Origin of the sequence: Sphingomicrobium sediminis (assembly GCF_023805295.1) — a bacterium.
GTDB lineage: Bacteria > Pseudomonadota > Alphaproteobacteria > Sphingomonadales > Sphingomonadaceae > Sphingomicrobium > Sphingomicrobium sediminis.
Map to the genome: position 1 here is coordinate 1,531,753 of NZ_JAMSHT010000001.1, position 24,411 is coordinate 1,556,163.

At 62.8% G+C, this 24,411-nt stretch carries 29 protein-coding genes; 14 read left to right on the forward strand and 15 right to left on the reverse strand.

Annotation, left to right across the window (positions count from 1 at the left end):
• Positions 1-25: 25 nt before the first annotated feature.
• Both NDO55_RS07975 and uvrB read right to left on the reverse strand, forming a co-directional pair.
• Positions 26-577, reverse strand: a complete 552-nt coding sequence (locus NDO55_RS07975; protein WP_252114095.1) for a CIA30 family protein — start codon at positions 575-577, stop codon at positions 26-28.
• A gap of 42 nt (positions 578-619) precedes the next feature.
• Positions 620-2,815, reverse strand: coding sequence for an excinuclease ABC subunit UvrB (gene uvrB / locus NDO55_RS07980; RefSeq protein ID WP_252114097.1), 2,196 nt, complete (start codon positions 2,813-2,815; stop codon positions 620-622).
• Between the two features lie 112 nt (positions 2,816-2,927).
• Here uvrB and NDO55_RS07985 point away from each other — a divergent pair, with 112 nt between their 5' ends.
• The 5 genes from NDO55_RS07985 to NDO55_RS08005 are packed head-to-tail and all read left to right on the forward strand — an operon-like array spanning position 2,928 to position 5,389.
• Positions 2,928-3,488: a DUF3617 domain-containing protein gene (locus NDO55_RS07985; protein WP_252114099.1), complete on the forward strand. Its 561-nt coding sequence runs from the start codon at positions 2,928-2,930 to the stop codon at positions 3,486-3,488.
• Entirely contained in the window at positions 3,485-3,991 is a 507-nt protein-coding gene (locus NDO55_RS07990; RefSeq protein ID WP_252114101.1) for a hypothetical protein, read from the forward strand. The genes NDO55_RS07985 and NDO55_RS07990 overlap by 4 nt, the downstream gene beginning before the upstream one ends.
• Positions 3,988-4,269 carry an HNH endonuclease gene (locus NDO55_RS07995; protein ID WP_252114103.1) on the forward strand — a complete coding sequence of 94 codons (282 nt, stop codon included), beginning with the start codon at positions 3,988-3,990 and terminating at the stop codon, positions 4,267-4,269. Before NDO55_RS07990 ends, NDO55_RS07995 begins: the two co-directional genes overlap by 4 nt.
• Positions 4,270-4,309: 40 nt before the next feature.
• Positions 4,310-4,894, forward strand: a complete 585-nt coding sequence (locus NDO55_RS08000) for a DUF3617 domain-containing protein (protein ID WP_252114105.1) — start codon at positions 4,310-4,312, stop codon at positions 4,892-4,894.
• Positions 4,895-4,897: 3 nt separating this feature from the next.
• On the forward strand, positions 4,898-5,389 hold the full coding sequence (locus NDO55_RS08005; protein ID WP_252114107.1) for a DUF3617 domain-containing protein: 492 nt from the start codon (positions 4,898-4,900) through the stop codon (positions 5,387-5,389).
• Between the two features lie 89 nt (positions 5,390-5,478).
• Here NDO55_RS08005 and NDO55_RS08010 read toward each other — a convergent pair whose 3' ends face one another.
• The 5 genes from NDO55_RS08010 to NDO55_RS08030 form a co-directional block, all read right to left on the reverse strand.
• Positions 5,479-6,219 (reverse strand): carbonic anhydrase, encoded by a 741-nt coding sequence (locus tag NDO55_RS08010; RefSeq protein WP_252114109.1) that lies wholly within the window; start codon positions 6,217-6,219, stop codon positions 5,479-5,481.
• Complete coding sequence (locus NDO55_RS08015; protein WP_252114111.1) at positions 6,216-7,265, reverse strand: TerC family protein; 1,050 nt, start codon at positions 7,263-7,265, stop codon at positions 6,216-6,218. Before NDO55_RS08015 ends, NDO55_RS08010 begins: the two co-directional genes overlap by 4 nt.
• Entirely contained in the window at positions 7,258-8,457 is a 1,200-nt protein-coding gene (nhaA, locus tag NDO55_RS08020; protein ID WP_252114113.1) for a Na+/H+ antiporter NhaA, read from the reverse strand. The genes NDO55_RS08015 and nhaA overlap by 8 nt, the downstream gene beginning before the upstream one ends.
• 129 nt (positions 8,458-8,586) lie before the next feature.
• The gene (locus tag NDO55_RS08025; protein ID WP_252114116.1) at positions 8,587-8,754 is read right to left on the reverse strand and encodes a DUF465 domain-containing protein; all 168 of its coding nucleotides are present in this window, start codon (positions 8,752-8,754) and stop codon (positions 8,587-8,589) included.
• Positions 8,755-8,992: 238 nt separating this feature from the next.
• A complete protein-coding gene (locus NDO55_RS08030; RefSeq protein WP_252114118.1) occupies positions 8,993-9,493 on the reverse strand; it encodes a YybH family protein in 501 nt (166 codons plus the stop codon).
• Between the two features lie 509 nt (positions 9,494-10,002).
• On the opposite strand from NDO55_RS08030, the gene NDO55_RS08035 reads away from it, so the two are divergent.
• Both NDO55_RS08035 and NDO55_RS08040 read left to right on the forward strand, forming a co-directional pair.
• Complete coding sequence (locus tag NDO55_RS08035) at positions 10,003-11,865, forward strand: ribonucleoside-diphosphate reductase subunit alpha (RefSeq protein ID WP_252114121.1); 1,863 nt, start codon at positions 10,003-10,005, stop codon at positions 11,863-11,865.
• Between the two features lie 14 nt (positions 11,866-11,879).
• Positions 11,880-12,065: a hypothetical protein gene (locus NDO55_RS08040; protein ID WP_252114123.1), complete on the forward strand. Its 186-nt coding sequence runs from the start codon at positions 11,880-11,882 to the stop codon at positions 12,063-12,065.
• A gap of 138 nt (positions 12,066-12,203) precedes the next feature.
• On the opposite strand, the gene NDO55_RS08045 is transcribed toward NDO55_RS08040, so the two are convergent.
• Positions 12,204-12,437 (reverse strand): DUF2171 domain-containing protein, encoded by a 234-nt coding sequence (locus tag NDO55_RS08045; RefSeq protein WP_252114125.1) that lies wholly within the window; start codon positions 12,435-12,437, stop codon positions 12,204-12,206.
• Positions 12,438-12,595: 158 nt separating this feature from the next.
• On the opposite strand from NDO55_RS08045, the gene NDO55_RS08050 reads away from it, so the two are divergent.
• Both NDO55_RS08050 and NDO55_RS08055 read left to right on the forward strand, forming a co-directional pair.
• Positions 12,596-13,633, forward strand: coding sequence for a ribonucleotide-diphosphate reductase subunit beta (locus NDO55_RS08050; protein ID WP_252114127.1), 1,038 nt, complete (start codon positions 12,596-12,598; stop codon positions 13,631-13,633).
• A gap of 9 nt (positions 13,634-13,642) precedes the next feature.
• A complete protein-coding gene (locus tag NDO55_RS08055) occupies positions 13,643-14,665 on the forward strand; it encodes a hypothetical protein (RefSeq protein ID WP_252114129.1) in 1,023 nt (340 codons plus the stop codon).
• 134 nt (positions 14,666-14,799) lie between these two features.
• Here the strand turns inward: NDO55_RS08055 and NDO55_RS08060 are convergent, their stop codons facing one another.
• Both NDO55_RS08060 and NDO55_RS08065 read right to left on the reverse strand, forming a co-directional pair.
• Positions 14,800-15,090 (reverse strand): hypothetical protein, encoded by a 291-nt coding sequence (locus NDO55_RS08060; RefSeq protein WP_252114131.1) that lies wholly within the window; start codon positions 15,088-15,090, stop codon positions 14,800-14,802.
• A 12-nt stretch (positions 15,091-15,102) separates the two neighbouring features.
• Positions 15,103-15,933: a hypothetical protein gene (locus NDO55_RS08065; protein WP_252114133.1), complete on the reverse strand. Its 831-nt coding sequence runs from the start codon at positions 15,931-15,933 to the stop codon at positions 15,103-15,105.
• Positions 15,934-16,128: 195 nt separating this feature from the next.
• On the opposite strand from NDO55_RS08065, the gene NDO55_RS08070 reads away from it, so the two are divergent.
• Positions 16,129-16,629, forward strand: coding sequence for a nuclear transport factor 2 family protein (locus NDO55_RS08070; RefSeq protein ID WP_252114135.1), 501 nt, complete (start codon positions 16,129-16,131; stop codon positions 16,627-16,629).
• On the opposite strand, the gene ppk2 is transcribed toward NDO55_RS08070, so the two are convergent.
• Positions 16,626-17,396 (reverse strand): polyphosphate kinase 2, encoded by a 771-nt coding sequence (gene ppk2 / locus NDO55_RS08075; protein ID WP_252114137.1) that lies wholly within the window; start codon positions 17,394-17,396, stop codon positions 16,626-16,628. The genes NDO55_RS08070 and ppk2 overlap by 4 nt on opposite strands.
• Positions 17,397-17,478: 82 nt before the next feature.
• On the opposite strand from ppk2, the gene NDO55_RS08080 reads away from it, so the two are divergent.
• The gene (locus NDO55_RS08080) at positions 17,479-17,649 is read left to right on the forward strand and encodes a hypothetical protein (protein WP_252114139.1); all 171 of its coding nucleotides are present in this window, start codon (positions 17,479-17,481) and stop codon (positions 17,647-17,649) included.
• Here the strand turns inward: NDO55_RS08080 and NDO55_RS08085 are convergent.
• On the reverse strand, positions 17,646-18,128 hold the full coding sequence (locus NDO55_RS08085; protein ID WP_252114141.1) for a thermonuclease family protein: 483 nt from the start codon (positions 18,126-18,128) through the stop codon (positions 17,646-17,648). The genes NDO55_RS08080 and NDO55_RS08085 overlap by 4 nt on opposite strands.
• Positions 18,128-18,295, reverse strand: coding sequence for a hypothetical protein (locus NDO55_RS08090; RefSeq protein ID WP_252114143.1), 168 nt, complete (start codon positions 18,293-18,295; stop codon positions 18,128-18,130). The genes NDO55_RS08085 and NDO55_RS08090 overlap by 1 nt, the downstream gene beginning before the upstream one ends.
• Before the next feature lie 23 nt (positions 18,296-18,318).
• On the opposite strand from NDO55_RS08090, the gene NDO55_RS08095 reads away from it, so the two are divergent.
• From NDO55_RS08095 to pepN, 3 genes are read left to right on the forward strand one after another with little or no spacing between them, the layout of a single operon-like run.
• Positions 18,319-19,320 (forward strand): threonine aldolase family protein, encoded by a 1,002-nt coding sequence (locus NDO55_RS08095; RefSeq protein ID WP_252114145.1) that lies wholly within the window; start codon positions 18,319-18,321, stop codon positions 19,318-19,320.
• A complete protein-coding gene (locus NDO55_RS08100) occupies positions 19,317-20,252 on the forward strand; it encodes a DMT family transporter (protein ID WP_252114147.1) in 936 nt (311 codons plus the stop codon). The genes NDO55_RS08095 and NDO55_RS08100 overlap by 4 nt, the downstream gene beginning before the upstream one ends.
• Before the next feature lie 15 nt (positions 20,253-20,267).
• Positions 20,268-22,874, forward strand: coding sequence for an aminopeptidase N (pepN, locus tag NDO55_RS08105; protein ID WP_252114149.1), 2,607 nt, complete (start codon positions 20,268-20,270; stop codon positions 22,872-22,874).
• Here the strand turns inward: pepN and NDO55_RS08110 are convergent.
• Positions 22,871-23,449 carry an ABC-type transport auxiliary lipoprotein family protein gene (locus tag NDO55_RS08110; RefSeq protein WP_252114151.1) on the reverse strand — a complete coding sequence of 193 codons (579 nt, stop codon included), beginning with the start codon at positions 23,447-23,449 and terminating at the stop codon, positions 22,871-22,873. The two genes, pepN and NDO55_RS08110, sit on opposite strands and share 4 nt — an antisense overlap.
• Positions 23,450-23,452: 3 nt before the next feature.
• Positions 23,453-24,403, reverse strand: coding sequence for an MlaD family protein (locus tag NDO55_RS08115; RefSeq protein WP_252114153.1), 951 nt, complete (start codon positions 24,401-24,403; stop codon positions 23,453-23,455).
• Between the last annotated feature and the right edge of the window lie 8 nt (positions 24,404-24,411).

Consider the following 24,411-nt stretch of genomic DNA (forward strand, 5'->3'; position numbering starts at 1 on the left):
ATGACTAGGCCTGTCGGCCCGGACATTACTTGCAGGCCTCGATGCGTTTGATCCGTACCGCGAAATCGCCATCCTGCCCGTCGGCGAGGATGATGCCGATCTCGCGTGCGGCGGCAGGCTCGAAGGTCGGCGCGCGCACCGTGCGCCCGAAAATGCTGGTGTCGAGATTGTCGCTCAGCTTCACGCTCGCCACCTGCCAGCCCGTCTCCACGCCCAGCGGGTCGAGACTGCCGCGATAGGCAACCGGGCGGCCGCGCCATGCGACGTCGGAGCGCATTGACAATTGATAGTCGCGCCCGTCGCCCTGCATTGTCACGCGAATGCGGCCTGCCCCATCCAGCGCACCGGGATCGAGGCTGCGCCGCAGGGACGAAAAGCCGCCCCCATTGGTATTGATCGTGCCGGCAAAATAGAGCGCGCCATCGCGAATTGCCGCCTCGCCCACCGAGCGACCGCCCATCACGCCGTCATTGACGACCTGCCAGCGCCGCGCCTCTTCGGGATCGGAAAAGTCGGCGATCGTCCAGCAATTTTCAGGCTGCGCGGCGGCAAGGATCATGGCGAGGCTCCAGAACATGGCGACTGTCTACCCGCGACAAGGCTGGCTCGCCATGCGGACCTAGGGCCGCCCGCCCATCTTCTTGTAGCGGGTCTTGCCGAAGCGATCCTTGCGCGTGCCGGGGCGGCCCGCATTGGAATAGCCGACGCGGGGCGCAGCGCGGTCGGCTTCGGGAATGCCGAGCTCGTCCTCTTCCAGCTTGCGGATCTCGTCGCGAATGCGCGCGGCCTCCTCGAACTCGAGATCGGCAGCCGCCTTGCGCATCTTCTCCTCGAGGCCCTCGATATGCGCGCGCAGGTTGGAGCCGGCGAGCGGCGGCGCCTCCTTGGCGGGCTTGTCCGCGCCGCCCGCGGTCGCTTCCTTCACGTCCTTCAACAGGTCGGCAATTTCGCGGCGTGTCGATTCCGGCGTGATGCCATGTTCCTGGTTGTAGGCGATTTGCTTCTCGCGGCGGCGGCTGGTTTCGTTGAGCGCGCGCTCCATCGAGCCGGTCACGCGGTCGGCATAGAGGATGACCTTGCCATCCACGTTACGCGCCGCACGCCCGATCGTCTGGATGAGCGAGGTCTCGCTGCGCAGGAAGCCTTCCTTGTCAGCATCGAGGATCGCGACCAGCCCGCATTCGGGAATGTCGAGCCCCTCGCGCAGCAGGTTGATGCCGACGAGCACGTCATAGACCCCGACCCGCAAATCGCGGATCAGCTCGATACGCTCAAGCGTCTCGACGTCCGAGTGCATGTAGCGCACCTTCAATCCCTGCTCATGCATATATTCGGTAAGGTCCTCGGCCATCCGCTTGGTGAGCGTCGTGACCAAGGTCCGATAGCCCTTCTTCGCAGTCTCGCGCGCCTCGTGGACGAGGTCGTCGACCTGGTCCTCGACCGGCTTGATCTCGACCGGCGGGTCGATGAGGCCGGTTGGGCGGATGACCTGTTCGGAGAAGACGCCGCCCGTTTCCTCCAGCTCCCACGGCCCCGGCGTCGCCGACACGAACACCGATTGCGGACGCATTACGTCCCATTCGTTGAAACGCAGCGGCCGGTTGTCGATGCAGCTCGGAAGGCGGAAGCCATATTCGGCGAGGGTGATCTTGCGGCGATGATCGCCCCGCGCCATCGCGCCGATCTGCGGCACCGTCTGGTGGCTTTCGTCAACGAACAGAAGCGCATTGTCGGGCAGATATTCGAACAGGGTCGGCGGCGGTTCGCCCGGCAGGCGGCCGGTCAGGAAGCGCGAGTAATTCTCGATGCCCGCGCACGATCCTGTCGCCGCGATCATCTCGAGATCGAAATTGGTCCGCTGCTCCAGCCGCTGCGCTTCCAAGAGCTTGCCCTCGGCTGTCAGTTCCTTCAGCCGCTCGTCCAGCTCATGCTTGATGGCATGGCGCGCCTGCTGGAGCGTCGGCCCCGGCGTCACATAGTGCGAGTTTGCGTAAATCTTGACGCTGTCCAATTTGCCGCCCGGCTTGCCGGTCAGCGGGTCGAACTCGACAATCTCCTCGATCTCGTCGCCGAAGAAGCTGATGCGCCACGCCATATCCTCATAGTGCGACGGGAAGATTTCCAGATTGTCCCCGCGCACCCGGAAGGAGCCGCGCGCGAAATTGGTGTCGTTGCGCTTGTACTGGAGCGCGACGAGCTTGCGGATGATCTCGCGCTGGTCGACGCTCTGGTCCCGCTTCAGCGCAAAGGTCATCGCCGAATAGGTCTCTACCGACCCGATGCCGTAGAGGCACGACACCGAGGCGACGATGATCACATCGTCCCGCTCCAGAAGCGCGCGCGTCGCCGAGTGGCGCATCCGGTCGATCGCCTCGTTCACCGAGCTTTCCTTCTCGATGTACGTGTCCGAGCGCGGCACATAGGCCTCGGGCTGATAATAATCGTAATAGGAAACGAAATATTCGACCGCATTGTCGGGGAAGAAGGCCTTGAACTCCCCATAAAGCTGCGCCGCCAGAATCTTGTTGGGCGCGAGGATGAGCGAGGGGCGCTGCAGCGTCTCGATCACCTTGGCCATCGTGAAGGTCTTGCCCGACCCGGTGACGCCCAGCAGCACCTGGCTGTCCTCGCCCTCATCCTTGATGCCCTCGACAATCTCCTTGATCGCCGTCGGCTGGTCGCCCGCAGGCTCATAGTCCGATTTGAGCACGAACTTCCTGCCGCCCTCCGCCTTGTCGGGGCGCGGCGGACGGTGCGGGACAAAGGCTTCCCCCGTTTCGGGTTCGTCGAGGCTGGTGCGGATCTGGATGGACATTGCCCCGACTATATGGGCGGTGTGCCTGCTTTGTTCCAGCCCCCCTGATCACCAGTGCAGGCGGGGCCCGATCTATGCTAGTCTCGCCCGCACAATCAGGGGAGAAGCGACGATGAAACGAATGATCCTTGTGACTGCAGGATGCGCCATGCTCATGGCTTGCGGCAGCAGCGGCGATGCCGGCGACAGCGCCGACACCGACAGCGCAGCGACCGCAGAAGCCGAAAGCGACAGCGTGCTTGATGTGCTGGCGGAAGGCGACAAGCCCCAGGCGGGGCGCTGGGAAGTCGAAACGGAGATCATCGAAGCCCAAATCCCCGGCGTGCCCGAAAATATGCGCGACATGGTGGTCAATTCGATGGGCATGAATAACAGCTTCGCCTATTGCATGACGCCCGAACAGGCCGAGCAGGATCCCGACCAGGTGTGGAAGGAATCCAATGGCGATTGCGAGTTCGAAAGCTTCGAGCGCAATGGCGGCCAGGTCGAGGCCGTTGCGGTGTGCAATAGCGGCGGCGCCGAGATGCGCATGACCATGTCGGGGACGCAGGGCCGCAACAGCTATTCGGCGCGCAACGAGATGGAAATGTCGACCCCCGAAGGCGATGGCAAACTGGTCGTCGAAGTCGAAGGCCGCCGCACTGGCGACTGCGACGGGACCGAGGTGGGATGAGGACCGCTAGCCGTAGCCTCGCCGCCATCGCCCTTCTCGCGCTGGCCGGCTGCGCTGCCGACAATCCCGACAATATTCCCGAGCGCGGGATGTGGGAGATGGAGACGCGCGTCGGCACGCTGACGGTCAGCGGCATGAGCATTACCGGTGACCAGCTCCCGCCCGAATTCAAGGCGATGGAGGGCAGCGAGGCCAAATGCGGCGAGCCCCTGTTCACCGAGCCCGACTGGCAGCGGCGCGACATTTCGCGGCGCACCAATGGGTCGTGCACCCTCGATACATGGGACGTGACAGCGGCACGCGTCACGGGCACGGGACGCTCCGAATTGCGCGGTTCCGATGCCGAGTTCGAGCCCGCTTTGCGCGTCACGGTCGAACAAAGCCCGACCTATTACAAGGCGATCATCGCGCTCGAAGGCACTGCCGATCTCGGTGCCGAGCTTGGCCGCCGCAACATCCGCGTATCGGCCATCCAGGAAGGCCGGCGCATCGGCGACTGTTGAGCGACGAGGCCGAGACCTGCTGGCTCTGCCAACGTCCGCTCGGGGCGCGTGTCGAATATCATCATCCAGTCCCGAAGTCGCGCGGTGGGCGCGAGACCCAGGGCGTGCATCCCATCTGCCACCGCACCCTGCACGTTCAATTCACCAACAAGGAGCTGGCCGCGATCGGGAATGACCCGGACGCGCTGCGTAAAGATGCTCGCCTCGCGCCATTCCTCGAATGGATTTCCGGCAAGGATCCTGACTTTCACGCACCGACGCGCGCCAAGCATCGTTAGGAGGCTTGCGCTCGCTATCCGTCTGCCTAAGCTTGCGCGCATGAAGCGGGGATTTGGATGCGGGCGCGTTCGCCTGCACAGCATCATCATAGGCGGCATCATGCTGGCGAGCTGCGGCGCGCCGCAGGACGAGGCCGACCGCATCCTCACCGAAGAAGAAGTGGAAAGCCGCATCGACCGCGCCATCGCCGACGGCGAATTCCTGGCCCCGGGGCGCTGGGAAACGCGGATCAGCTTCGTCTCGATCCCGGGCCTCAGCGCCAACATGGTCGAGGCTCGCAACCGCGCGATGGGCAATGATGCCAGCGCCACCTGCCTTGCCGCGGAGCAGGCCGAGCGTTCGGACGCTCGCTTCATTACCGGCGACGACCAGGACTGCACCTATCGCAGCTTCGAGCTTGAGGGCGGCCGCATCGACGCGCGCCTCACCTGCTCGGTCCAGGGGCTCGCCATGGAAACGCATCTGTCGGGCGAATATGGCCCGGAACGCTATGCCGTCGACATGGAGATGCGCAACGACACATTCGGTGAGCAGGCCATGACCCTGCGTATCGAAGCCAATCGCGCGGGCGATTGCTTTCCCGCGCCAGTTGAGACACCAGATACACCACAAGGAGAGGGGTAACTCATGAAGCATCAACTCATCATCACGGGCGCGCTGGCGCTCGCGCTCGGCGCCTGCGGGGGCGGCACCGAAGAAGCCGCGCCGGCTGAAGAAGAAGCGGTCGCGGAATCGCTGACGCCCGGTGCCTACGAACTCACGCTTACGACGACGTCGATCTCGAGCACCGACGGCACCGACCCGGCGACAGCGCTGACGATGGACGATGTCGTCCAGCGCAACATCTGTATCGGCGAGGATGGCCAGCTGCCGGCCACTGCCCTGCTGGAAGACGGCGATACGTGCGAGCTCGACAGCGACCGCGCCCGCCGCGGTCGCATCACCCAGGCTCTGACCTGCACCCGTGAAGGCAATGGCAACCTCAACCTCCAGGTCGAGGGCGACTTCACTGCCGACAGCATCGAGGGCACGGTTCGCACCGGCACCTACTTCCCGGGCGCTGGCGACTATCAGCTGGCGCAGGCATTCGCCGCGACGCGCACCGGCGATTGCAGCTAAGCCTGCTCGGGGCTTCGGCCTCGACCCAATAAAGAACGGGCCCGGTTTTGACGCCGGGCCCGTTCCTTTTTCAAAGCTAATGGTCCGCCTTATTCAGGAGCGACCACCAAGCGGTTGCCGGTCGGCTGGATCGAGCGCGCCGTATCGCCGCCCAGCGCAGCGCGGATCGCCGCAATCTGCTCGGCGCTGGCTTCCACCGGCTCGGCCACGACATGCCAGTTCACGCCCTCGCTGCACGGCGGCGTGGTAAGCGACCCCATGTAGCGATAGACGTCGAGATCATCAGGCAGCATGCCTTCGGTATCGACCGTCACGCTAGTACCGTCGCCCATGTTGACCGCAGCGACGAGGGTGTCGAGCGCGTCATTCCCATCGCCGACTTCATAGAGCACGCCCAGCACGCCCAGCTCGCCTTCATCCGTGGCATGGACGAAATGCGCGACCAGCGGCTGGCGCTCGCCGTCGATGGCATGTTCGGCCGGGGTGTGGAAATGCACCTGGATCAGGTTGAAGTCCTTGCCGCCCGAATTCATGCCGTAGCCAGGCGCGAAGTCGACCTGCACCTTTTCCTCACCCAGCGCGACCGTGCCCGGCGCATCGCCGAAATTCACGTCGAGCTCGACATTGCCGCGCGCCTTGGCGGTGGCAAGGTCGATGGGCGACTGCATCAGGCCGGCATCGCACATGCCATATTCGGTGCTGATCAGGCTCCAGCGTTCATCGGTCACGCCGTCGCCGAAATTCCAGTCCTTGCCGGGCTTTTCCTGCGCCAGCGCCGGGGTCGCAATCATGGCGCACGCAGCGGCGGCACCCAAAAGCTTGGTCATCATGTCAAATTCTCCTGTTGAGTATTGGTCGTGAAATTCTGCCCCCCGGCATTCGGTTCGGCAGGCCACTCCTCTTCCTCCTCGCCTCTCGTTTTCCAGAGCGAGTAGAGGATGCCTGCGGTGATGAGCGCGAAAGTGACGGCCAGGCTGATCCAGGCCGGGAACTTGTCCCCGCCCAGAACGAAGTCGGCGACGAAGATTTTCGAGCCGATGAAAACCAGCACGGCCGCCAGCGCATATTTGAGATAATGGAAACGGTGGATCATCGCCGCGAGCGCGAAATAGAGCGCGCGCAGGCCAAGGATCGCGAAGATGTTCGAGGTATAGACGATGAACGTGTCGGTCGTGATGGCAAAGATCGCCGGCACGCTGTCGACCGCAAAGACGAGATCGGCAATGTTGATGACGACCAGCGCCAGCAGGAGCGGCGTCGCCGCGCGGACGACCTTGCCCGTCTTCTCGTCCTTCACCTTTACCAGGAATTTCTGGCCGTGCAGTTCGGGCGTCACCCGCATGTGGGTGGAGATCCAGCGCACCGCGGGGTTCTTGCCGACATCCATCGGCTCATCGCCCGCAAAGGACATCTTGATGCCCGTCACAATTAGGAAGGCGGCAAAGAGGTAGAGGACCCAATAGGCTTCCGCCAGAAGCGCTGCGCCGCCGGCAATCATCAGGCCGCGCAGCACGATCACCGCCATGATGCCCCAGAGCAGGGCGCGATATTGGTATTTGGGCGGGATCGAGAAGTAGGTGAAAATAAGGCTGATCACGAAAACGTTGTCGATCGACAGCGCCTTCTCGATGAAGAAGCCGGTATAATATTCCATGCCCGACTGGGCGCCGCGCTCGAACCAGACCCAGACGCCGAACAGCATCGCGCAGCCGATATAGAAGGCGCTGAGCTTCAGGCTCTCGGCAATGCCCAGTTCCTTGTCTTCCTTGTTGAGGAAGCCCAAATCGAACGCGGTCAGCGCGACGACGATGATCAGGAACACCGCCCAGAACCAGACGGGTGTGCCGAGCCAGTCGGCAATCAGGAATTCAGGCATTGGCAAGTTCCTTGGGGGCCGACTGCGCCGCGTTGGGCAGCGCTGACTTGAGGAGGAAATATCCGGCCAGCGCGGCGACGAGCGATCCCGACAGGACACCGATCTTGACCTGGTTGACCAGCGCCGGATCGGCGAAGGCCAGATTGCCGATGAACAGGCTCATGGTGAAACCGATCGCGGCGAGCAGGCTCATCGCGTGCAGCTGCCGGAAGTTCATGCCTTCGGGCATGCTGGTGATCCCGCTCTTGATGGCGACCCAGCCCAATCCGAAGATACCGACCTGCTTGCCGATAAGGAGGCCGAGCGCGATGCCAAGCGGCAGCGGCGCGAGCATGTCGGACAGCGCCACGCCGGTGAAATCCACCCCGGCATTGGCGAAGCCGAAAATCGGAATGATCAGGAAGGCGACATAATAATGGAGGGCGTGCTCCATACGGATGAGCGGCTCCTGACCGCGCGCCTTCAGGGGGATCATCATCGCTGCGGCGACGCCGGCCAAAGTGGCATGGACGCCCGACTTCAGGACGAAGACCCACAGGATCACGGTCAGCAGGACGTAGGGCCAGCTATCGGCAACCCGCGCGCGATTGAGCGCGAACATCGCCGCCAGCGTCACGGCACCGCCGATCAGCATGTCGGTGGCCACGCTCTCGGTATAGAAGAGCGCAATGACCGTGATCGCACCGATATCGTCGATCACCGCCACTGCCAGTAGTGTCGCCTTCAACGCCACCGGCACACGGCTGCCGAGCAAGGCCAGCACGCCCAATGCAAAGGCGATGTCGGTCGCAGCCGGGATTGCCCAGCCGCGCAGCGTTTCAGGATCGCCCCAGTTCAACGCGGCGAAAATTGCCGCCGGCAGCGCCATCCCGCCAATCGCCATGATCAGCGGCAGCGATGCCTTGCGCCAGCTCGACAATTGGCCGGTCAGGATTTCGCGTTTCACCTCGAGGCCGACGAGGAAAAAGAAGACGGCCATCAGGCCATCGTTGATCCAGAGGATGAGCGGCTTGTCGATGACCGCGCCGCCAATGCCCGCGACGACGGGAAGAGCTAGCCAGTCGCGATAGAGCGGCGCGAGCGGGGAATTGGCGACGACCACCGCCAGCAGGGCGGCACCCATCAACAGGATACCGCCGGCACTTTCCTTTTGCAGGAAGTCGCGCAAGGCGGGGGCGATCGCGGTTACCATATGAAATCCCTGTTTCTTCGTGTTCCGACCCCGCGACGTGTCCGCGAAGTCATCTTTTCATGATGGGGCAGAAGGGTGGGACGGGTGGCCAGAGGGATCGGCCGCCCGCCCCGGAATGTCGCCGGCGCGTCAGCGCCCGCGATGCGTCAAGCGGTGCAAGATGTCCTTGGCGCGCAGCTTCAATTTTTTGAGGCGCGATATCTCGAGATCATCGGGACGCTTGCGCTTCTGTTCATCGCGCAGGCGCTCGTCGATCCGCTGGTGGATCTCCGTCATGCGATACATGCGGGCCGTCATATTCAGTCTCCTCAGACAACATCGTTCAAATGTTGATCGGAGAACCGATGCGAGTTTTCGCGGCCTTCAATGCGGGGGAGGGAATAGGCCAGTCGGTTTTTCGCATCGGTTCTTCCGATACGGTCCGACATCACGAGCGCTTGTCATCTGCGCCCGCCAGAGGGGCCCGGTCCGTTGGCAATATAACTAGGCAATGCGGGTTTGGGTTCCAGCATGGACCAAAGCAGGTAGAGCTGTGCTAGCGCGGCTCGTCGTGCGCGGCCCACATGTCGTGGCTCATCCGCCAGACGCCATCCTCGCCGCGCTTCCAGACGATGACATAACGTCCCGAAAAGGCCTGCACCTCTTCACTGCCTGTAGCGCGCGTGGCGCCGCGATAGATGCCATGGTCGATCGCGATATCACCCTCGATATCGAGACCATGGGTGACCGTCTCGTGGCGCACGACCTCGAACCGGTCCGAAGGCTGCCAATAGGCCGCCAGTGCCTCGCGCCCGATGATCGGATCGCGCGCGCCTGCGATAGCGACGGCATCGTCGGTATAGATGTCGAGCAGCGCATCGAGGTCGCCGGCCACATAAGCGGCGGAGAAGGCCCTGGCCTGGGCGGCAATGGCCGAGCGCGCTGCAGTCTCGGTGTCGGTAGTTGGCGTTGCGGTTAGCGAATCAGCGGCGCCCTTCGCCGACAAGCCCACCTGTCCGAAGCTCAGCAGCAATGCCGCAAGTCCAATGCTCATCATTATTCCCTCCCGCGCATTCCTTGCGGCAATATCCAAGCCGCTCGGCACGCATAAGTATAGTGCTTTCGATGCCACAATTGCGACGCTGCAATGCAGCATCTAGAGCGCGCACAGAGGGGGCCGAATCCTGCTCCATTTCGGGACCGAATTTTCCACAGATTTTTTTGCCCCGCTAAAAGCCCGAAAGCGCGTCAAAAATTCGGTAACCAACCATTAATTTTTGCCTGAGTTGCAAAAAAGACTCTTGTGTTGCGAATGGCCTTCGACCACTATCCCTAGTGTTACGGCAGCACACGCCCCGCAAGATATAGCGATTGGGGCCGGGAATCCCTATTTCCGGCATGAGGATGGCTGTGCGTAACGGGGATGCTGGGGATAAGCGATTCAAATGACTCGATTTTCCCTGTCCATAAGGTCCTTCTGGGGGTAGAAGCGGGGCCTGAACAGAACAAGAACATCGGACCGATTCGGATCGGTCCCAGGACGGTAGGAAAAAGGGGAGCATGATCATGGATCTTTCGAGCTCGAGCGAAGTCACTGCAGACGACGTCGTCGTCCAGGATTCGAAGAAGGTTCACGAACGTCGATTCAAGATCGAGACCGATGCTTCGCGCGATGCCAAGCTGACCGAGTTCGGCAAGGCGACGCTCGAAGATCGCTACCTCCTGCCGGGCGAAACCTATCAGGATCTCTTCGCCCGCGTCGCGGCGGCCTATGCCGACGACCAGGCGCATGCGCAGCGTCTCTATGATGCGATCTCGAACCTCTGGTTCATGCCCGCCACGCCGGTTCTTTCGAACGGCGGCACCGGTCGCGGCCTGCCGATCAGCTGCTATCTCAACAGCGTCGACGACAGCCTCGACGGCATTGTCGGCACATGGAACGAGAATGTCTGGCTCGCCTCCAAGGGCGGCGGCATCGGCACCTATTGGGGCAGCGTGCGCGGCATTGGCGAACCCGTTGGCCTCAACGGCAAGACCAGCGGCATCATCCCCTTCGTTCGCGTGATGGATAGCCTCACGCTCGCCATCAGCCAGGGCTCGCTGCGTCGCGGCAGCGCCGCCTGCTACATCGATATCCACCATCCGGAGATCGAGGAGTTCCTCGAAATCCGTAAGCCCTCGGGCGACTTCAACCGCAAAGCGCTGAACCTGCACCATGGTGTGCTGATCACCGACGAGTTCATGGAAGCGGTTCGCGACGGCACCGATTTCGAACTCAAGTCGCCGCGCGACGGTTCGGTGCGCGGCAGCGTCAATGCGCGCAGCCTGTTCCAGAAGCTTGTCGAGACCCGCCTGGCCACTGGCGAGCCCTATATCGTCTTCGCCGACACGGTGAACAATTCGATGCCCAAGCATCATCGCGATCTGGGCCTCAAGGTCTCGACCTCGAACCTGTGCTCGGAAATCACCCTGCCGACCGGCCGCGACCATCTCGGCGCCGACCGCACCGCGGTCTGCTGCCTGTCGAGCCTCAACCTCGAAACCTGGGACGAGTGGAACGGCAACCACCGCTTCGTCGAGGACGTCATGCGCTTCCTCGACAATGTCCTCTCCGACTATATCGCCCGCGCGCCCGACGAGATGGCCCGCGCCAAATATAGCGCCGAGCGCGAGCGTTCGGTCGGTCTCGGGGTCATGGGCTTCCACAGCTTCCTGCAGGCCCGTGGGATCGCCTTCGAAGGCGCCATGGCCAAGAGCTGGAACAACAAGATCTTCAAGCATATCCGCGCGCAGGTCGACGAAGCCTCGATGATGCTCGCCAAGGAACGCGGCCCCTGCCCTGACGCTGCCGACATGGGCGCGATGGAGCGCTTCAGCTGCAAGATGGCGATCGCGCCGACCGCGTCGATCTCGATCATCTGCGGCGGCACCAGCGCCTGCATCGAGCCGATCCCGGCCAACATCTATACGCACAAGACGCTGTCGGGCTCGTTCATCGTAAAGAACAAGTATCTCGAGCAGATGCTCGAGGAGAAGTCGAAGAACTCCGACACGATCTGGAACTCGATCCTCGAGAAAGATGGTTCGGTCCAGCACTTGGACTTCCTCAGCGAGGACGAGAAAGCGGCCTTCCGCACCAGCTTCGAGATCGACCAGCGCTGGCTGCTCGAACTGGCGGGCGACCGCGCGCCGATGATCGACCAGGCGCAGAGCCTCAACCTCTTCATCCCGGCCGATGTCGACAAGTGGGACCTGTTGATGCTCCACTTCCGCGCCTGGGAGCTCGGCATCAAGTCGCTCTATTACCTGCGCTCCAAGTCGGTCCAGCGCGCCGGGTTCGCCGGTGGCGTCGAGAAGGACAATACGCCCGAGGCCGCCAAGTACGAGCTGCCCTCGACCGACTATGACGAATGCTTGGCGTGCCAGTAAGGGAGGCTTGAACCATGGAAATGCTGCCCATCTTGCTGATCATGTTCGGGGTCATCTTCATCGCTTCGGCGCTGCTGGTCATTCCCCGCATCGCCGGCATCCCGAAGAAGCACCTCCCCGTCATCCTTGCGGGCGAAGTGGTCGTCGGCCTGATCCTCATCGCCGTCGCGATCTTCCTCCATTTCTCGCCTGGCGCCTGATGGATGGCCGGATCGCGCGCACATAAAAAGAGCGCCGCGGTAACGTCGCCGCGACACTCTCGATTTTGCAAACCCTGTGACGGGTCAGGACGGCGGCGAGCGAACTACACGCGCGCCCGCCGCGCCCCTGTTGATCAGTTACCGGCCTACCGGACCGATGCCTTCCGGAATGCGCGCGCTCGGTTCGAGATAGACGCGATTGTCGTCGACGCGGTCGACCTGGCTCATCGGAATGCGATGATGCTGGTTGTCCATGGAGTCCGACTTGGTGAGGACAATGTCGTCATCGTCGATCTTGTCGACGGTCCCGACATGCTGTCCGTTACAGTCGCTGACTTCCATATGTTCCTTGATCTGCATACGTTCGAACATTCTCAAAAACTCCTACATTCTCAATTCGCTAAACCAACGCACGCAAAGCGCCGCCCGCTCCGCGATCAGGCGCAGTCGAATCACAACTCGTCGCGCCGCGCGCTGCAAAAGCCTGCGCCCGCGCCTATCTTTGCCGCCTAAGGAAGGAAGAAACCGCCATGTCGCTGCTCGAAGCCCGCAAGACCTACAAGCCGTTCGAATACCCCTGGGCGTACGACTATTGGAAAAAGCAGCAGCAGGTCCACTGGATGCCCGAAGAGGTGCCGCTGGGCGAGGATTGCCGCGACTGGGCGCAGAAGCTCACCGAGCATGAGCGCAACCTGCTGACCCAAATCTTCCGCTTCTTCACGCAGGCCGATGTCGAGGTGCAGGATTGCTACCACGAAAAATATGGCCGCGTGTTCAAGCCGACCGAGGTCAAGATGATGCTGGCCGCCTTCTCCAACATGGAGACGATCCACATCGCGGCTTACTCGCACCTGCTCGACACGATCGGCATGCCCGAGAGCGAATATTCGGCCTTCCTCCAATATAAGGAGATGGCCGACAAGCACGACTATATGAACGAGTTCGGCGTCGACAATGACGAGGACATCGCCAAGACGCTCGCCATGTTCGGCGGCTTCACCGAGGGGCTGCAGCTCTTCGCCTCGTTCGCCATGCTGATGAACTTCCCGCGCTTCAACAAGATGAAGGGCATGGGCCAGATCGTCAGCTGGTCGGTCCGCGACGAGAGCCTGCACTGCGAAGGCATCATCCGCATGTTCCACGAATTCGTGCGCGAGCGCGATTGCCTCACCAAGTCGGTCAAGGACGACATTATCGACTGCTGCCAGAAGGTGGTGCGGCTCGAGGACAATTTCATCGACCTCGCCTTCGAAATGGGGCCGGTCGAGGGCATGACCGCCAAGGATATCAAGCGCTACATCCGCTATATCGCCGACTGGCGCCTCGGGCAGATGGGGTTCAAGCCCATCTACATGGTCGAGGAACATCCCCTCCCCTGGCTCGCCCCGCTCTTGAACGGCGTCGAGCATGCCAACTTCTTCGAAACCCGCGCGACCGAATATTCGAAGGGCGCGACGAAGGGCGAATGGAACGACGTCTGGGACAATTTCGACGCCCGCCAGAAGGCGAAAGTAGCGAACGAGGATGCCGGCGAGGCCGACGAAGCGGATATGTTTGCGGCGGAGTAGGTCCGGAATATGACTGTTGAGCGTTTCAGTCGGTACTGGGCAGGCAACATCTTTGGGACGAATACTGGGCGATTCTTCCTGAAGTTCGATAGCGTTGCTTCTGATGCGCTGGAGGGCACGCTACGCTTAAACGACACAGTATACGGAATAGCTGTTTTCAAGGCCGTTGGCACGTATGCGGGTGGCACTCTCGAACTCAAATGCGAAGTCGTAGAGGCTCCAGAGAACATCGAATTTGGGGTCGTCACGGCTACGGCGAAATTGGTGGCCGACGGGTCGTTCCATGGTGAATGGACCTCTTCGTCAGGAACTGGTGGACCTCTCAGTCTCTATCCGCACTCGGGCGTAGAAATCCGAGAAGAAGGCGCCTCGCCCACGCAAACATACACTGCAACTCGCGATCTCGGGGCGCTTCGGATCACCCGTTCTGACTTGGAACGGATAGTTGGTCATCTTGAGACCAGATTCCCAGAATCACGAACCGTTGTTAGCTACATTCACGAGGGGACGGAGCGGGCGCAGTTTGTTAGCGACTTTTTGAAAAGCGATTCGTCCAATCAGGATCTGAGGTGGTTGAAGCTTTCGGTGAACACCGCCAAGGCTACGGGCCATTCTAAGGCGGTGACGATAGATCTTGGCCAGTCTTTCAATCGCGTGATGACAAACGGCACTGATGAGTCATGGGTGTTGGGCGAAGCCGAAGCATTGGCAGGAAAGCTTCGGCCCAGACTACATAAGCTCGCAAGCGCAGTAGGGAAGCATCGGGTTAATATTAACCAGCTGATATTAGTAGCTGCCGTCATTGTACTCCCGGAGCTAGAGCTTCTGGAGCGAGCAGCGTTCGCAGTTTCCGTTATAGGATTATTGCTTGCAGCTTCGGCAGCACATTCAAAGTGGATCCCCCATTTTTCAGCGGCCTTAGGCGCAAGATCAGAGGGTCTCTGGAGAAAATCTTGGCCCTCCCTACTGTCGTGGATAATCACTATCACAGCTGGTGTGGGCTCACTAATCATCTACGACTGGCTCAGATAGCTCGTAAGGTGACGGGGCAAGGCGGCTTGCCCCGTCGGTCCTGTCCCGCCTTTGGCAGGCAGGCCGTCCGCCGTTCGGCATCTCTTCGACGTAGCTAACGGACGCTGTGCGTCCGCTTCGCTACGCTCGTTGCCTCACGATATAGGATCACCCTTCCTGCCTTCGGCCCGTTTCGCCGCGAAGGCATCCACGAACGCCTTGCTCTCCTTGAGGCCCGCGCCCGTATCGGTGCGCACGATCTTGATCGCTTCGATTGTCGATCCGCGGCGGATCGCGTCTTCCATCGCCACGCGGGCGCGGTCGGATAGGGTGCCGGGTTCGCGCGGCGGGCCTTCGGCCTTGCCGAGCAGTTCATTCTCCATGCTCTTGCGGCCGAGGACGAACCCCATGAAGCCCGCCAGCATCACCCAGAAAAATCCGTCCATCTGCGCCTGTCCCTATTCGGCAGGCACCGCGCCTGCGGGACGCACGCTAGCCGACCCCTTGCCCGCCTGCCAGCCGAGCCAGCTCGTCGCCGCGCCGAGGATGAAGCCGAACGCCAGCATCACTGGCATCGGGATGGTCGCGGCCGCCATCACCCAGCTTTCGATGCTCCACCAGTGATAGGCACCGTACATCAGCACCATCTGCGCCGCGACGAAGGCCGCGACTACGCCCCACGCATTGCTATGCTTCTTCGCGCGCCACCACAGGACGAGGCACAAAGCCACCATCAGCGCGTCGGACACCAATATGCCGTCGAGGACATGGCCGAAATCTTCCGGCCCGCGTATCTGCAGCCCCGGGACGAACCCGTTCATCGCGCGCCCCGCCGGGCTTTCGAACAGGATGACCGGCGTCCCCAGCAGATAGGCCGAATGCACCCATACCTTCCGCCGGTATTTCATCGCGCGGTAGAACAGCACGACATAGGCCGCGACCGCGATCCACAGGCCAAGCAGGAAGCTCTCGCCGAACATCGCCGAGACCGGCCCCGGATCCGTCGCATACCCCTGCGCATTGCGTGCACCGATCGCGGTAAGACCCATGATCAGGAACGGGAACAGGTACAGGCTCGCCTGCCCCGTCGCACGGTGCAGCCCGCGCTTCTTCTTGTGGATGGTCCAGACCTGCGCCGCCACCATCAGCACCCAGACCGTCGCCACGATGCCATGCAGGTGGAACGGCCAGGGCGATGTCGTCGCCACCGACCAATAGCTCGGCCAGAAGCCCAGCAGGATAACGCCGAAACAGGCCAGCACCCACCAGTGCGCGTGACGATAAGGCATGATGTGTCTCCCCCCGAAGAAGGCACCGCAATATCACAATGTCGGCTGCCCGACTATCCTATGTTAATTTCTGTCCTACAGGCCGTTTGAGTGGTATAACACACCCGTTGATCGAACCGCCCTCGCGGCGGGGGCCGGAAACAGGCACGCCCCACCGTTAAATTCATAAACTTATTCATGTTGGGGGAGACAAACATGCTGACCATCCTTGCCGCCCTGCTGGCCGCACAGCCCGCGCCCGATCCCATGCCGACCGGCAATGATCTGACCGCCGCCGTCGCCGAAGCGGACAGCGCCTTGTTCTGGGCCGCGTTCGAAGGCTGCGACCCCGCCGCCCTCGGCGATCTCCTGACCGAGGATTTCCGCATGGTCCACGATGTTGCCGGCCTGTCGGTCGCCAGCCGCGCCGACTTCGTCGCTGGGATGGAGCAGAATTGCGCCGGCCGCGCCGAGAGCGGCTATATGAACCGCCGCCTCCTCACCCCCGGCTCGCGCCGTGTCCAGGCGCTCGGCGACTGGGGTGCGCTCGAGGAAGGCCATCACCAATTCTATGAGCTGCAGGCCGACGGCAGCTGGGTCATGACCGGCGGCGCGCGCTACATCCATGTCTGGCAATGGACCGCCGACGGGCTGAAACTCACCGAGAGCATCAGCGTCGATCACGGCGCTGCGCCCGCTTATCCGCCCGCGGATTAGTCGGTCGGGAAATCAGGGATCGGCTGGAGGCTCGTAAATTCCTCGGTCAGCGGCGCATGGCCAAGCTCGGGCCAGTCAATCTCCTCGGGCGGGACATGGGTGTCGGGCAGGCGGTCGAGCAGGTTGCGGATCAGCGTCAGGCGGCCATGCTTCTGGTCGTTATAGTCGACCACCGTCCACGGCGCATGATCGCTATGCGTCGCCGCGAACATTGTCTCCCGCGCCGCTGAATAGTCCTGATATTTGGTCCGCGCCGCAATATCGATCGGCGAAAGTTTCCAGCGCTTCAGCGGATCTTCCAGTCGCTCGGCAAAGCGCTCTTCCTGTTTCTCCTGGCTCGCCGACAGCCAATATTTGAAGAGCAGCATGCCGTCGTCGACCAGCATCTTCTCGAAGGTCGGCACCTGCTCGAGGAACTGCTCGACCTGCTCGTCGCTGGCGAACCCCATCACCTTCTCGACCCCGGCGCGATTGTACCAGCTGCGGTCGAACAGCACGATCTCCCCCGCTGCCGGCAAATGCGGGACGTAGCGCTGGAAATACCATTGCGAGCGCTCGGTCTCGGTCGGCTTGCCCAGCGCCACGACGCGGCACTGGCGCGGATTGATATGGCGGCTGATCGCGCGGATCGTCCCGCCCTTGCCCGCCGTGTCCCGCCCCTCGAACAGGACGCAGATACGGTGCCCCGTCGCCTTGGCCCAATGCGCCATCGCGACGAGCTCGTGGTTCAAGGGTTGGACGAGCTTTTCATAGGTCTTGCGTTTCATGGCGCGAAGCTTGGGCGCGGCGTCATCGAAACGCAATCTCCCGCCAAGCTTCTGTTCACTTTTGCCGGCTATAAAGGGACCCATGAAAAGCAGCGACGAAGCCATCCGCGCCACCATTTCGGGCATCGCCATGGGCGGTGTCGTCTATGCGCTGGTGCGCGGTGCCAAGCGCCTCGGCAAGAAGGCTCCTGCGGTCATCCTGCCGAACGAGCTCGAAGAGCCGCTCGTTGCCGCCGCCCGCCTGGTCGGCTAGCACCAGCTCGCCTGGCGGCCCTGATAGCGCCGCGCATGGCCAGCCTCGATCATCGCCGCTCCCAGATCACGCCCATCCCGCACGACCCGCCCGAGATAGCGGCCATATTGGTCGCGCTCGCGCCGCGCATCGGGAATGAAACGAAACGGCCCGGCATTGAACAATCGCTCCAACTCGTCGCGGGCGGCAAAACCCTTGGTCCGCTCCGCCGGACATTCAGGCGCCCCGATCTCCGGCGCGTCGATGCCGCTGATCCGGTAACGCTCGCCCTCCAGCCGGAAACTGTCGCCATCCGAGACGCACGCATCGCCTGACGAAGGTCGGTCGCAGCTGACGAAAATCTTGTCGATGACGATCGCCTCGCCATCGCGCGTCACCGAGCCAAACAAGCCGGCCCGTTCAACTAGGAGGAGGATCGCCACGAGCACCGCAATGGTGCCAAGCGAGCGCGCCATGCGACGAACCGACATTGCGGGCATCAGATGCCGCCCGGGATACAGGAATCGTTAACCATATCCGCGTAAAGATGATCCTCGAAAGCGACGGCTTTCTTCATGATGTTCCCTAAAGTCTCGGGGCCGGGCATGGTCAGATGCCTGGCCCCATTTTTATGCGCCTCGAAAGTCGCGGCGATTGACGCCATCATGACGAGAGGCCATGCGAATTGCCATGCGCTTTTTCTCGGACAATGCCGCCCCCGCCTGCCCCGCCGTGATGGCTGCGCTGCAGGACGCCAACCAGCTCGATACCGCCTATGACGGCGATCAATGGTCGGCACGGATCGACGCGGCGATTTCGGACCTGTTCGAGACCGAGGCCGTCGGCATCTGGGTCACGACCGGGACCGCCGCCAACGGACTTGCGCTTTCCGCCATGTGCCCGCCTTGGGGCAGCATACTGTGCCACCGCTTCGCCCATATCGAACAGGACGAGGCCGGCGCCCCGGGTTTCTATGCCCACGGTGCCAAGCTCACCTTGCTCGATGGACCGGGCGCCAAGGTCGCGTCTCAAGCGATCGACGATGCCATGGCCGCGATCCGCAAGGACGTGCACCAGGTCCAGCCCGCCTGCCTGTCGGTGACCAACGCGACCGAATATGGCCTCGCTTATGGCCGTAACGAGATGGCCGCGCTCGGCGAGGCGGCCAAGCGGCACAAGCTCAAATTCCATGTCGACGGCGCGCGCTTCGCCAATGCCGTCGTCTCGACCGGTTGCAGCCCTGCCGAACTCACCTGGAAGGCCGGCGTCGATGCGCTCTCCTTCGGCTTCATCAAGAATGGCGGGATGAGCGCGGAACTGCTGGTCCTGTTCGACACCGCGCTCGCCGACACGATCCGGGTCATGAAGAAGCGGGCCGGCCATCTCCAGTCCAAGGGCCGCTTCGCCGCCGCGCAGATCCTCGCCATGCTGGAAAACGAGACGTGGCTCGACAATGCCCGCGCCGCCAATATAGCCGCGACGGTGCTGGCCGAAGCCTGCGGCGAGCGGCTCGTTTATCCGGTCGAGGCCAACGAGCTGTTCGTGAAGATGACCCCCGACGAGGCCGCGGCCATTCGCGCGCAGGGCTTCGATTTCTACGACTGGGCTGCGGGTGAAGTGCGGCTCGTCACCAGCTGGGACCAGGACATGGGCGCGGTCGAAAAGCTCGCCGAGGCCATCCGCCGCCTATGAGCCTCCCGCAAGACGGCCTCCGGCAGGTCGCCCTGCCCTTCATCATCTTCACCCTGATCTGGGGATCTACCTGGATCGTCATCAAGGATCAGTTGGGCGTCGTCCCGGCACCCTGGTCAGTGACCTATCGCTTCATCATCGCGGCTGCCGGCATGGCGCTGGTCGCGCGCTGGAAGGGCGAGAGCCTCAAGCTCCAGCCCGGCATGTTCGCCGCCGCCTGCGTCGTCGGCGTCACCCAATTCTGCTTCAACTTCAACGGCGTCTACGCCGCCGAGCAATATATCACCTCTGGCCTGGTCGCGACGGTGTTCGCGCTATTGATGCTGCCCAACGCCATCCTCGGCTGGCTGTGGCTAGGGCAGAAGCCCAATGCGCGGTTCAGCGGTGCCGGGCTGATCGCAGTCGCCGGGATCGCCTTGCTCTTCCGGCATGAACTGGCCGAACGGCCGGACCTTACGCTCACCGCGCTGATGATCGGGGTGGCCTGGACCATCTTTGCGCTCGTCGCTGCGGCGATCTCCAACGTCTATCAGGCCACCGATCGCGCCAAGCGCTTCCCGCTTTTTGCACTGCTTGCATGGGCGATGGCGATCGGCGCTGTCTTGGACGGCGTGATCGCCTTCGCGCTGTCCGGGCCACCGGTCTTCGAATGGCGCCTCGGCTATTGGGCGGGTCTCCTGTGGCTCGCGCTTGCCGCGTCTGTCATATGCTTTTCGTTATACTATCCGGTGGTACGCCGGATCGGGCCGGGCAAGGCGGCCTATTCCTCGGCCATGGTGCCCATCATCGCCATGGCACTCTCGACCCTGTTCGAGGGTTTTCAATGGACACCCCTGGCCATAGGTGGCGCCAGCCTCGCGCTCCTTGGCCTCATGCTGGCGCTCTGGTCGCGCCAGAAACCGCAACGCATCACCAATCCGGACGCCGGATAAAGGAAAGAAATCGAGATGACCGACAGCCGCATGAACCCCGAAGCGCCGCCGACGCCCGATCATGTGACGATCTACGCCAAGGATTACGAGCCGCCGAAATGGTGGGTGCGCCATGTCGATCTCGACTGCGACCTTTCCGCAGACAAGGCGCGCATCCGTGCTACGCTGAACGTCGAGAAGAACGGGTCGCACGACCGCCCGCTGGTGCTGGCCGGCGACGGATTGAAACCGCTCACCGTGCAGGTCGATGGCGCCGATGCGCAGTGGACGCTGGAAGGCGATAACCTTCTGATCGAATTGTCGGGCGAGGCGCATGAAATCGCGACCACGGTCGAGTTCGATCCCAGCGCCAATTCGCAGCTCATGGGCCTCTATGCCTCGGGCGGCCTGCTCTGCACCCAGTGCGAGAGCGAAGGCTTTCGGCGCATCACCTTCCACCCCGACCGGCCCGACGTGTTGTCGACCTATTCGGTGACGATGCATGCCGACGCCAAGGCCTATCCCATCCTCCTCGCCAACGGGAACAAGGTTTCCGAGGGCATCGGCGAGGACGGACGCCACTGGGCGCGCTGGGAAGACCCTTTCCCCAAGCCCTCCTATTTGTTCGCGATGGTGGCAGGCGACCTTTCTGCCAATTCGGGCGCGTTCACGACCATGAGCGGGCGTGAGGTCGAATTGAACATCTGGGTCCGCGAGAAGGACCTTCCCCTCACCCACCACGCGCTGCAGGCCCTCAAGGACAGCATGAAGTGGGACGAGGAGGTCTATGGCCGCGAATATGACCTCGACCTTTTCAACATCGTCGCGGTCGACGATTTCAACTTCGGCGCGATGGAGAATAAGGGCCTCAACATCTTCAATTCGCGCTACGTACTGGCCGACAGCGAGACCGCGACCGACCAGGATTTCGACGCCATTGCCGGCGTCGTCGCGCACGAATATTTCCATAATTGGTCGGGCAATCGCGTCACCTGCCGCGACTGGTTCCAGCTGTCGTTGAAAGAAGGCTTCACGGTCTTCCGCGACCAATGCTTCAGCCAGGATCACAATAGTGAGGCCGTGAAGCGGATCGAGGATGTGCGCCTGCTGCGCGCCATCCAGTTCCCGGAGGATTCGGGTCCGCTCGCGCATCCAGTTCGCCCCGACAGCTACATCGAGATTTCGAACTTCTACACCGCAACGGTTTACAATAAGGGCGCCGAGCTCATCCGCATGATGCGCACAATCCTGGGCGAAAAAGATTTCCGCAAAGGCTCCGATCTTTATTTCGAGCGGCATGACGGTCAGGCCGTGACCTGCGAGGATTTCGTCAAAGCGATGGAAGATGCGAGCGGCAAGGACCTTGCGCAGTTCCGCTTATGGTACAGCCAGGCTGGCACGCCGACCGTGCGTGCCCATGTCGATGCCAGCGGGTCGGGAGCGGTGCTAAAGCTGCAGCAAGACATTCCCGACACGCCGGGCCAAAAGGACAAACAGCCGATGGCCATCCCGCTCAAGATGGCCTTGCTGTCGCGCCAGTCCGGCGCCGAGCTGGTCGAAGAGCGCACCGTGATGCTCGGCGAGGCCGAACAAACAGTCACGTTCGAGGATATCGCCGAGGCCGACCCGATCCTCTCGATCAACCGCGACTTTTCCGCCCCGATCATCCTCGAAAGCGACCGCGATGACGAGGAGCTTGCCGCGCTGGCGCGCGTCGACGGTAACGCTTTCGCGCGGTACGAAGCGCTGCAGGAACTAAACCTGCGCGCCCTACTCCCGGTCATTCGCGGCGAAACGGTAATGGATGCCAGCAAGGTCATCGCGGCCTTCGATGCTACTTTGTCCGACGAGCGGCTCGACGATGCCTTCAAGGCCGAAGCGATCATGATCCCGTCCGAAGCCATGATCGGCGAGAAGCTCGCCACCATCGATCCGGACAAGGTGCACGCAGCGCGCCAGGCGCTGGGCCACGAGGTCGGCAAGGGGCTGACAGAGAAGCTGGAACAGATGTACGGACGCGAACGCCCGGCTGGCGACGATCTGTCGGTCGCGGCCAAGGGCCAGCGTGCCTTGTCCAACCAGCTTCTCGGGCTCATCGCCTCGGGCGACCCGGCCAAGGGCGCGCGGCTCGCCAAGGCGCAGTATGACGGGGCGCGCAATATGACCGAGCGACAGGGTGCGCTGACCGTGCTCGTCTCGCTGGACGGCGCCGAGCGCGGGGCTGCGCTTGAGGACTTCTACAACCGCTTCAAGGACCAGGGCCTGGTGCTCGACAAATGGTTCGGGCTGCAGGCGCGCGCCGAGCGCGACGATACGATGGACGCGGTCGAGAAACTGGCCGAGCATCCCGATTTCACGCTCAAGAACCCCAATCGCCTGCGCGCGCTGCTGGTCAACTTTGCGTCCAACCAGTGGGTCTTCCACCACGCCTCGGGACGAGGCTACGACCTGCTCGCACGGATGGTAATTGAGGCCGACAAGCTCAATCCGCAGGTGGCGGCGCGACTGGTCCCGCCGCTGGGGCGGTGGCGACGTTATACCGATGCGCGCGCCAAGCTGATGCGCGCCGCGCTACAGCGGATTGAACAGGCGGACGGCCTGTCCAAGGACGTGTTCGAGCAAGTGTCGAAGTCGCTGGGCTAGCTGCCCGAAATCCAGGCGGCGACCTCTTCGGCAACATCGTTGGCGGCGCGATTGAGCGCGGTCGAAACGCTGGCCGCGCTCGGCGCAGCACCGGCGCTCGCTTCGAAGCGGCGGGTGGCGACCTGTTCGCCATCGCTCCACATCGCCTCGTAACCGACGACGACTTCGCCGCGATCGCCGTCATAGTCGAACCGATACAGCGTGCCGGTCACATTGAGACGGTCGGTGCCGGCGGCCTGGCGCGGGTCGATGACCAACAGGTCGGTGCGGCGATAGACGGTTTCGCTGACCAGCTGCTGGAACAGACGGTCGGGCCGGTCGACCAGCATCAGACCCTCGATATAGGCGATCGCGGTGCCGCCCTCGATCGCGGCGACACGGTTGGTGTTGTAGGCCTGCGGCAAAAGCGGCAGGGCAAAGCTCACCGCTTCGCTGCGGACCACCGAATTCTCGTTGGCCTCGGGCGCGCTCGAAGCCAGCGTCGTCAGCGACGGCGGGACTTCGGGTCCGGACAGGCCGGGGACGCTGCAGGCCGCAAGGGCACCGGTTGCCAGCAGGATGACTAGGCTACGCATCGATCAATTTCCTCCTGGCTTGTAGTCGGGCAGCGGCCGCGGGCCGAGCGCGCCGCCAATGCCGCCATCGTCGAGCCGGTTGGTAAAGCTCTGCAGGCTGTCGGTCAGCGTGCGCATGTCGCGCATCAGGCGCTCCGCCTCGGGCAGCGTATTGTTGGAGAAGCCCTCCAGTCCCGGGCGCGCGGCAGTGATCGCGCTGTCGAGATTGTCGGCCGCGCTCTGGACGCTGTTGATGGCGACGCGAAGGTCGGCGACCGCGGGCGTCGCCTCGTTAACGATAAGGCCGTTGGTGCTGTCGACCAGGACGCTGACGCGTTCGGCGGCAATGCCGGCCTGCTTGGCGGCGACCTGCGCGTCGGCGACGGCATCGGCAAGATCGGGTGCGCGCGCGGCAAGGACGTCGGTGGTGGTTTCGATATTCTCGAGAATGTCGGCGATCGAATTCTGGTTCTCGTCCGACAGCAATTCGCCAAGCCGCTCGCTGACCCGCTGGATGCGGTCGAGCAGTTCGGGCGCCGAATTGAGAACGCTGTCGAGCACGCCTTCGCTGGCGCGGATGACGGGGCAGCCTTCGGGGCCGACATCGCTGATGGCGGGCTGCCCGGTCTGCGCGCCCGACAGGCGCACTTCGCTGACGCCGGTAAAGCCGATGCCGGCGATCTGCGCCTCGGTGCCCTGCAGGACGGGCGTATCGGCATCGACGCTGATGCGCACCCAGATGAATTCGGGATCGTCGGGCTGGAGCGCGATGGACTCCACCTCGCCCACCGGCACGCCGGCAAAGCTCACGTTGGAGCCGCGAGCAAGGCCGGACACGTCGCCCGGCACGTAGATGTCATAGCATTTCTTGGCATCGCTCGAGAGGCCGGCGATCCAGACGGTGAAGACGAGCAGGCCCGCTAGCAGTGCCAATACGATGGCACCCACGAGGATATGGTTCGAACGCGTTTCCATGATGGTGT

Excerpts from the sequence above, each read along its gene's own strand:
- ppk2 (WP_252114137.1), bottom strand. The coding sequence starts at position 17,396 with ATGAAACGCAAGACCTATGAAAAGCTCGTCCAACCCTTGAACCACGAG.
- pepN (WP_252114149.1), top strand. The coding sequence starts at position 20,268 with ATGACCGACAGCCGCATGAACCCCGAAGCGCCGCCGACGCCCGATCAT.
- NDO55_RS08030 (WP_252114118.1), bottom strand. The coding sequence starts at position 9,493 with ATGATGAGCATTGGACTTGCGGCATTGCTGCTGAGCTTCGGACAGGTG.
- nhaA (WP_252114113.1), bottom strand. The coding sequence starts at position 8,457 with ATGGTAACCGCGATCGCCCCCGCCTTGCGCGACTTCCTGCAAAAGGAA.
- NDO55_RS08110 (WP_252114151.1), bottom strand. The coding sequence starts at position 23,449 with ATGCGTAGCCTAGTCATCCTGCTGGCAACCGGTGCCCTTGCGGCCTGC.
- NDO55_RS08025 (WP_252114116.1), bottom strand. The coding sequence starts at position 8,754 with ATGACGGCCCGCATGTATCGCATGACGGAGATCCACCAGCGGATCGAC.
- NDO55_RS08085 (WP_252114141.1), bottom strand. The coding sequence starts at position 18,128 with ATGCCCGCAATGTCGGTTCGTCGCATGGCGCGCTCGCTTGGCACCATT.
- NDO55_RS08035 (WP_252114121.1), top strand. The coding sequence starts at position 10,003 with ATGGATCTTTCGAGCTCGAGCGAAGTCACTGCAGACGACGTCGTCGTC.
- NDO55_RS07990 (WP_252114101.1), top strand. The coding sequence starts at position 3,485 with ATGAGGACCGCTAGCCGTAGCCTCGCCGCCATCGCCCTTCTCGCGCTG.
- NDO55_RS08080 (WP_252114139.1), top strand. The coding sequence starts at position 17,479 with ATGAAAAGCAGCGACGAAGCCATCCGCGCCACCATTTCGGGCATCGCC.
- NDO55_RS08040 (WP_252114123.1), top strand. The coding sequence starts at position 11,880 with ATGGAAATGCTGCCCATCTTGCTGATCATGTTCGGGGTCATCTTCATC.
- NDO55_RS08090 (WP_252114143.1), bottom strand. The coding sequence starts at position 18,295 with ATGATGGCGTCAATCGCCGCGACTTTCGAGGCGCATAAAAATGGGGCC.
- NDO55_RS08010 (WP_252114109.1), bottom strand. The coding sequence starts at position 6,219 with ATGATGACCAAGCTTTTGGGTGCCGCCGCTGCGTGCGCCATGATTGCG.
- NDO55_RS08115 (WP_252114153.1), bottom strand. The coding sequence starts at position 24,403 with ATGGAAACGCGTTCGAACCATATCCTCGTGGGTGCCATCGTATTGGCA.
- NDO55_RS08060 (WP_252114131.1), bottom strand. The coding sequence starts at position 15,090 with ATGGACGGATTTTTCTGGGTGATGCTGGCGGGCTTCATGGGGTTCGTC.
- NDO55_RS07975 (WP_252114095.1), bottom strand. The coding sequence starts at position 577 with ATGTTCTGGAGCCTCGCCATGATCCTTGCCGCCGCGCAGCCTGAAAAT.
- NDO55_RS08015 (WP_252114111.1), bottom strand. The coding sequence starts at position 7,265 with ATGCCTGAATTCCTGATTGCCGACTGGCTCGGCACACCCGTCTGGTTC.
- NDO55_RS08065 (WP_252114133.1), bottom strand. The coding sequence starts at position 15,933 with ATGCCTTATCGTCACGCGCACTGGTGGGTGCTGGCCTGTTTCGGCGTT.
- NDO55_RS07985 (WP_252114099.1), top strand. The coding sequence starts at position 2,928 with ATGAAACGAATGATCCTTGTGACTGCAGGATGCGCCATGCTCATGGCT.
- NDO55_RS08100 (WP_252114147.1), top strand. The coding sequence starts at position 19,317 with ATGAGCCTCCCGCAAGACGGCCTCCGGCAGGTCGCCCTGCCCTTCATC.
- NDO55_RS08055 (WP_252114129.1), top strand. The coding sequence starts at position 13,643 with ATGACTGTTGAGCGTTTCAGTCGGTACTGGGCAGGCAACATCTTTGGG.
- NDO55_RS08000 (WP_252114105.1), top strand. The coding sequence starts at position 4,310 with ATGAAGCGGGGATTTGGATGCGGGCGCGTTCGCCTGCACAGCATCATC.
- NDO55_RS08005 (WP_252114107.1), top strand. The coding sequence starts at position 4,898 with ATGAAGCATCAACTCATCATCACGGGCGCGCTGGCGCTCGCGCTCGGC.
- NDO55_RS08070 (WP_252114135.1), top strand. The coding sequence starts at position 16,129 with ATGCTGACCATCCTTGCCGCCCTGCTGGCCGCACAGCCCGCGCCCGAT.
- NDO55_RS08045 (WP_252114125.1), bottom strand. The coding sequence starts at position 12,437 with ATGTTCGAACGTATGCAGATCAAGGAACATATGGAAGTCAGCGACTGT.
- NDO55_RS08050 (WP_252114127.1), top strand. The coding sequence starts at position 12,596 with ATGTCGCTGCTCGAAGCCCGCAAGACCTACAAGCCGTTCGAATACCCC.
- NDO55_RS08095 (WP_252114145.1), top strand. The coding sequence starts at position 18,319 with ATGCGCTTTTTCTCGGACAATGCCGCCCCCGCCTGCCCCGCCGTGATG.
- uvrB (WP_252114097.1), bottom strand. The coding sequence starts at position 2,815 with ATGTCCATCCAGATCCGCACCAGCCTCGACGAACCCGAAACGGGGGAA.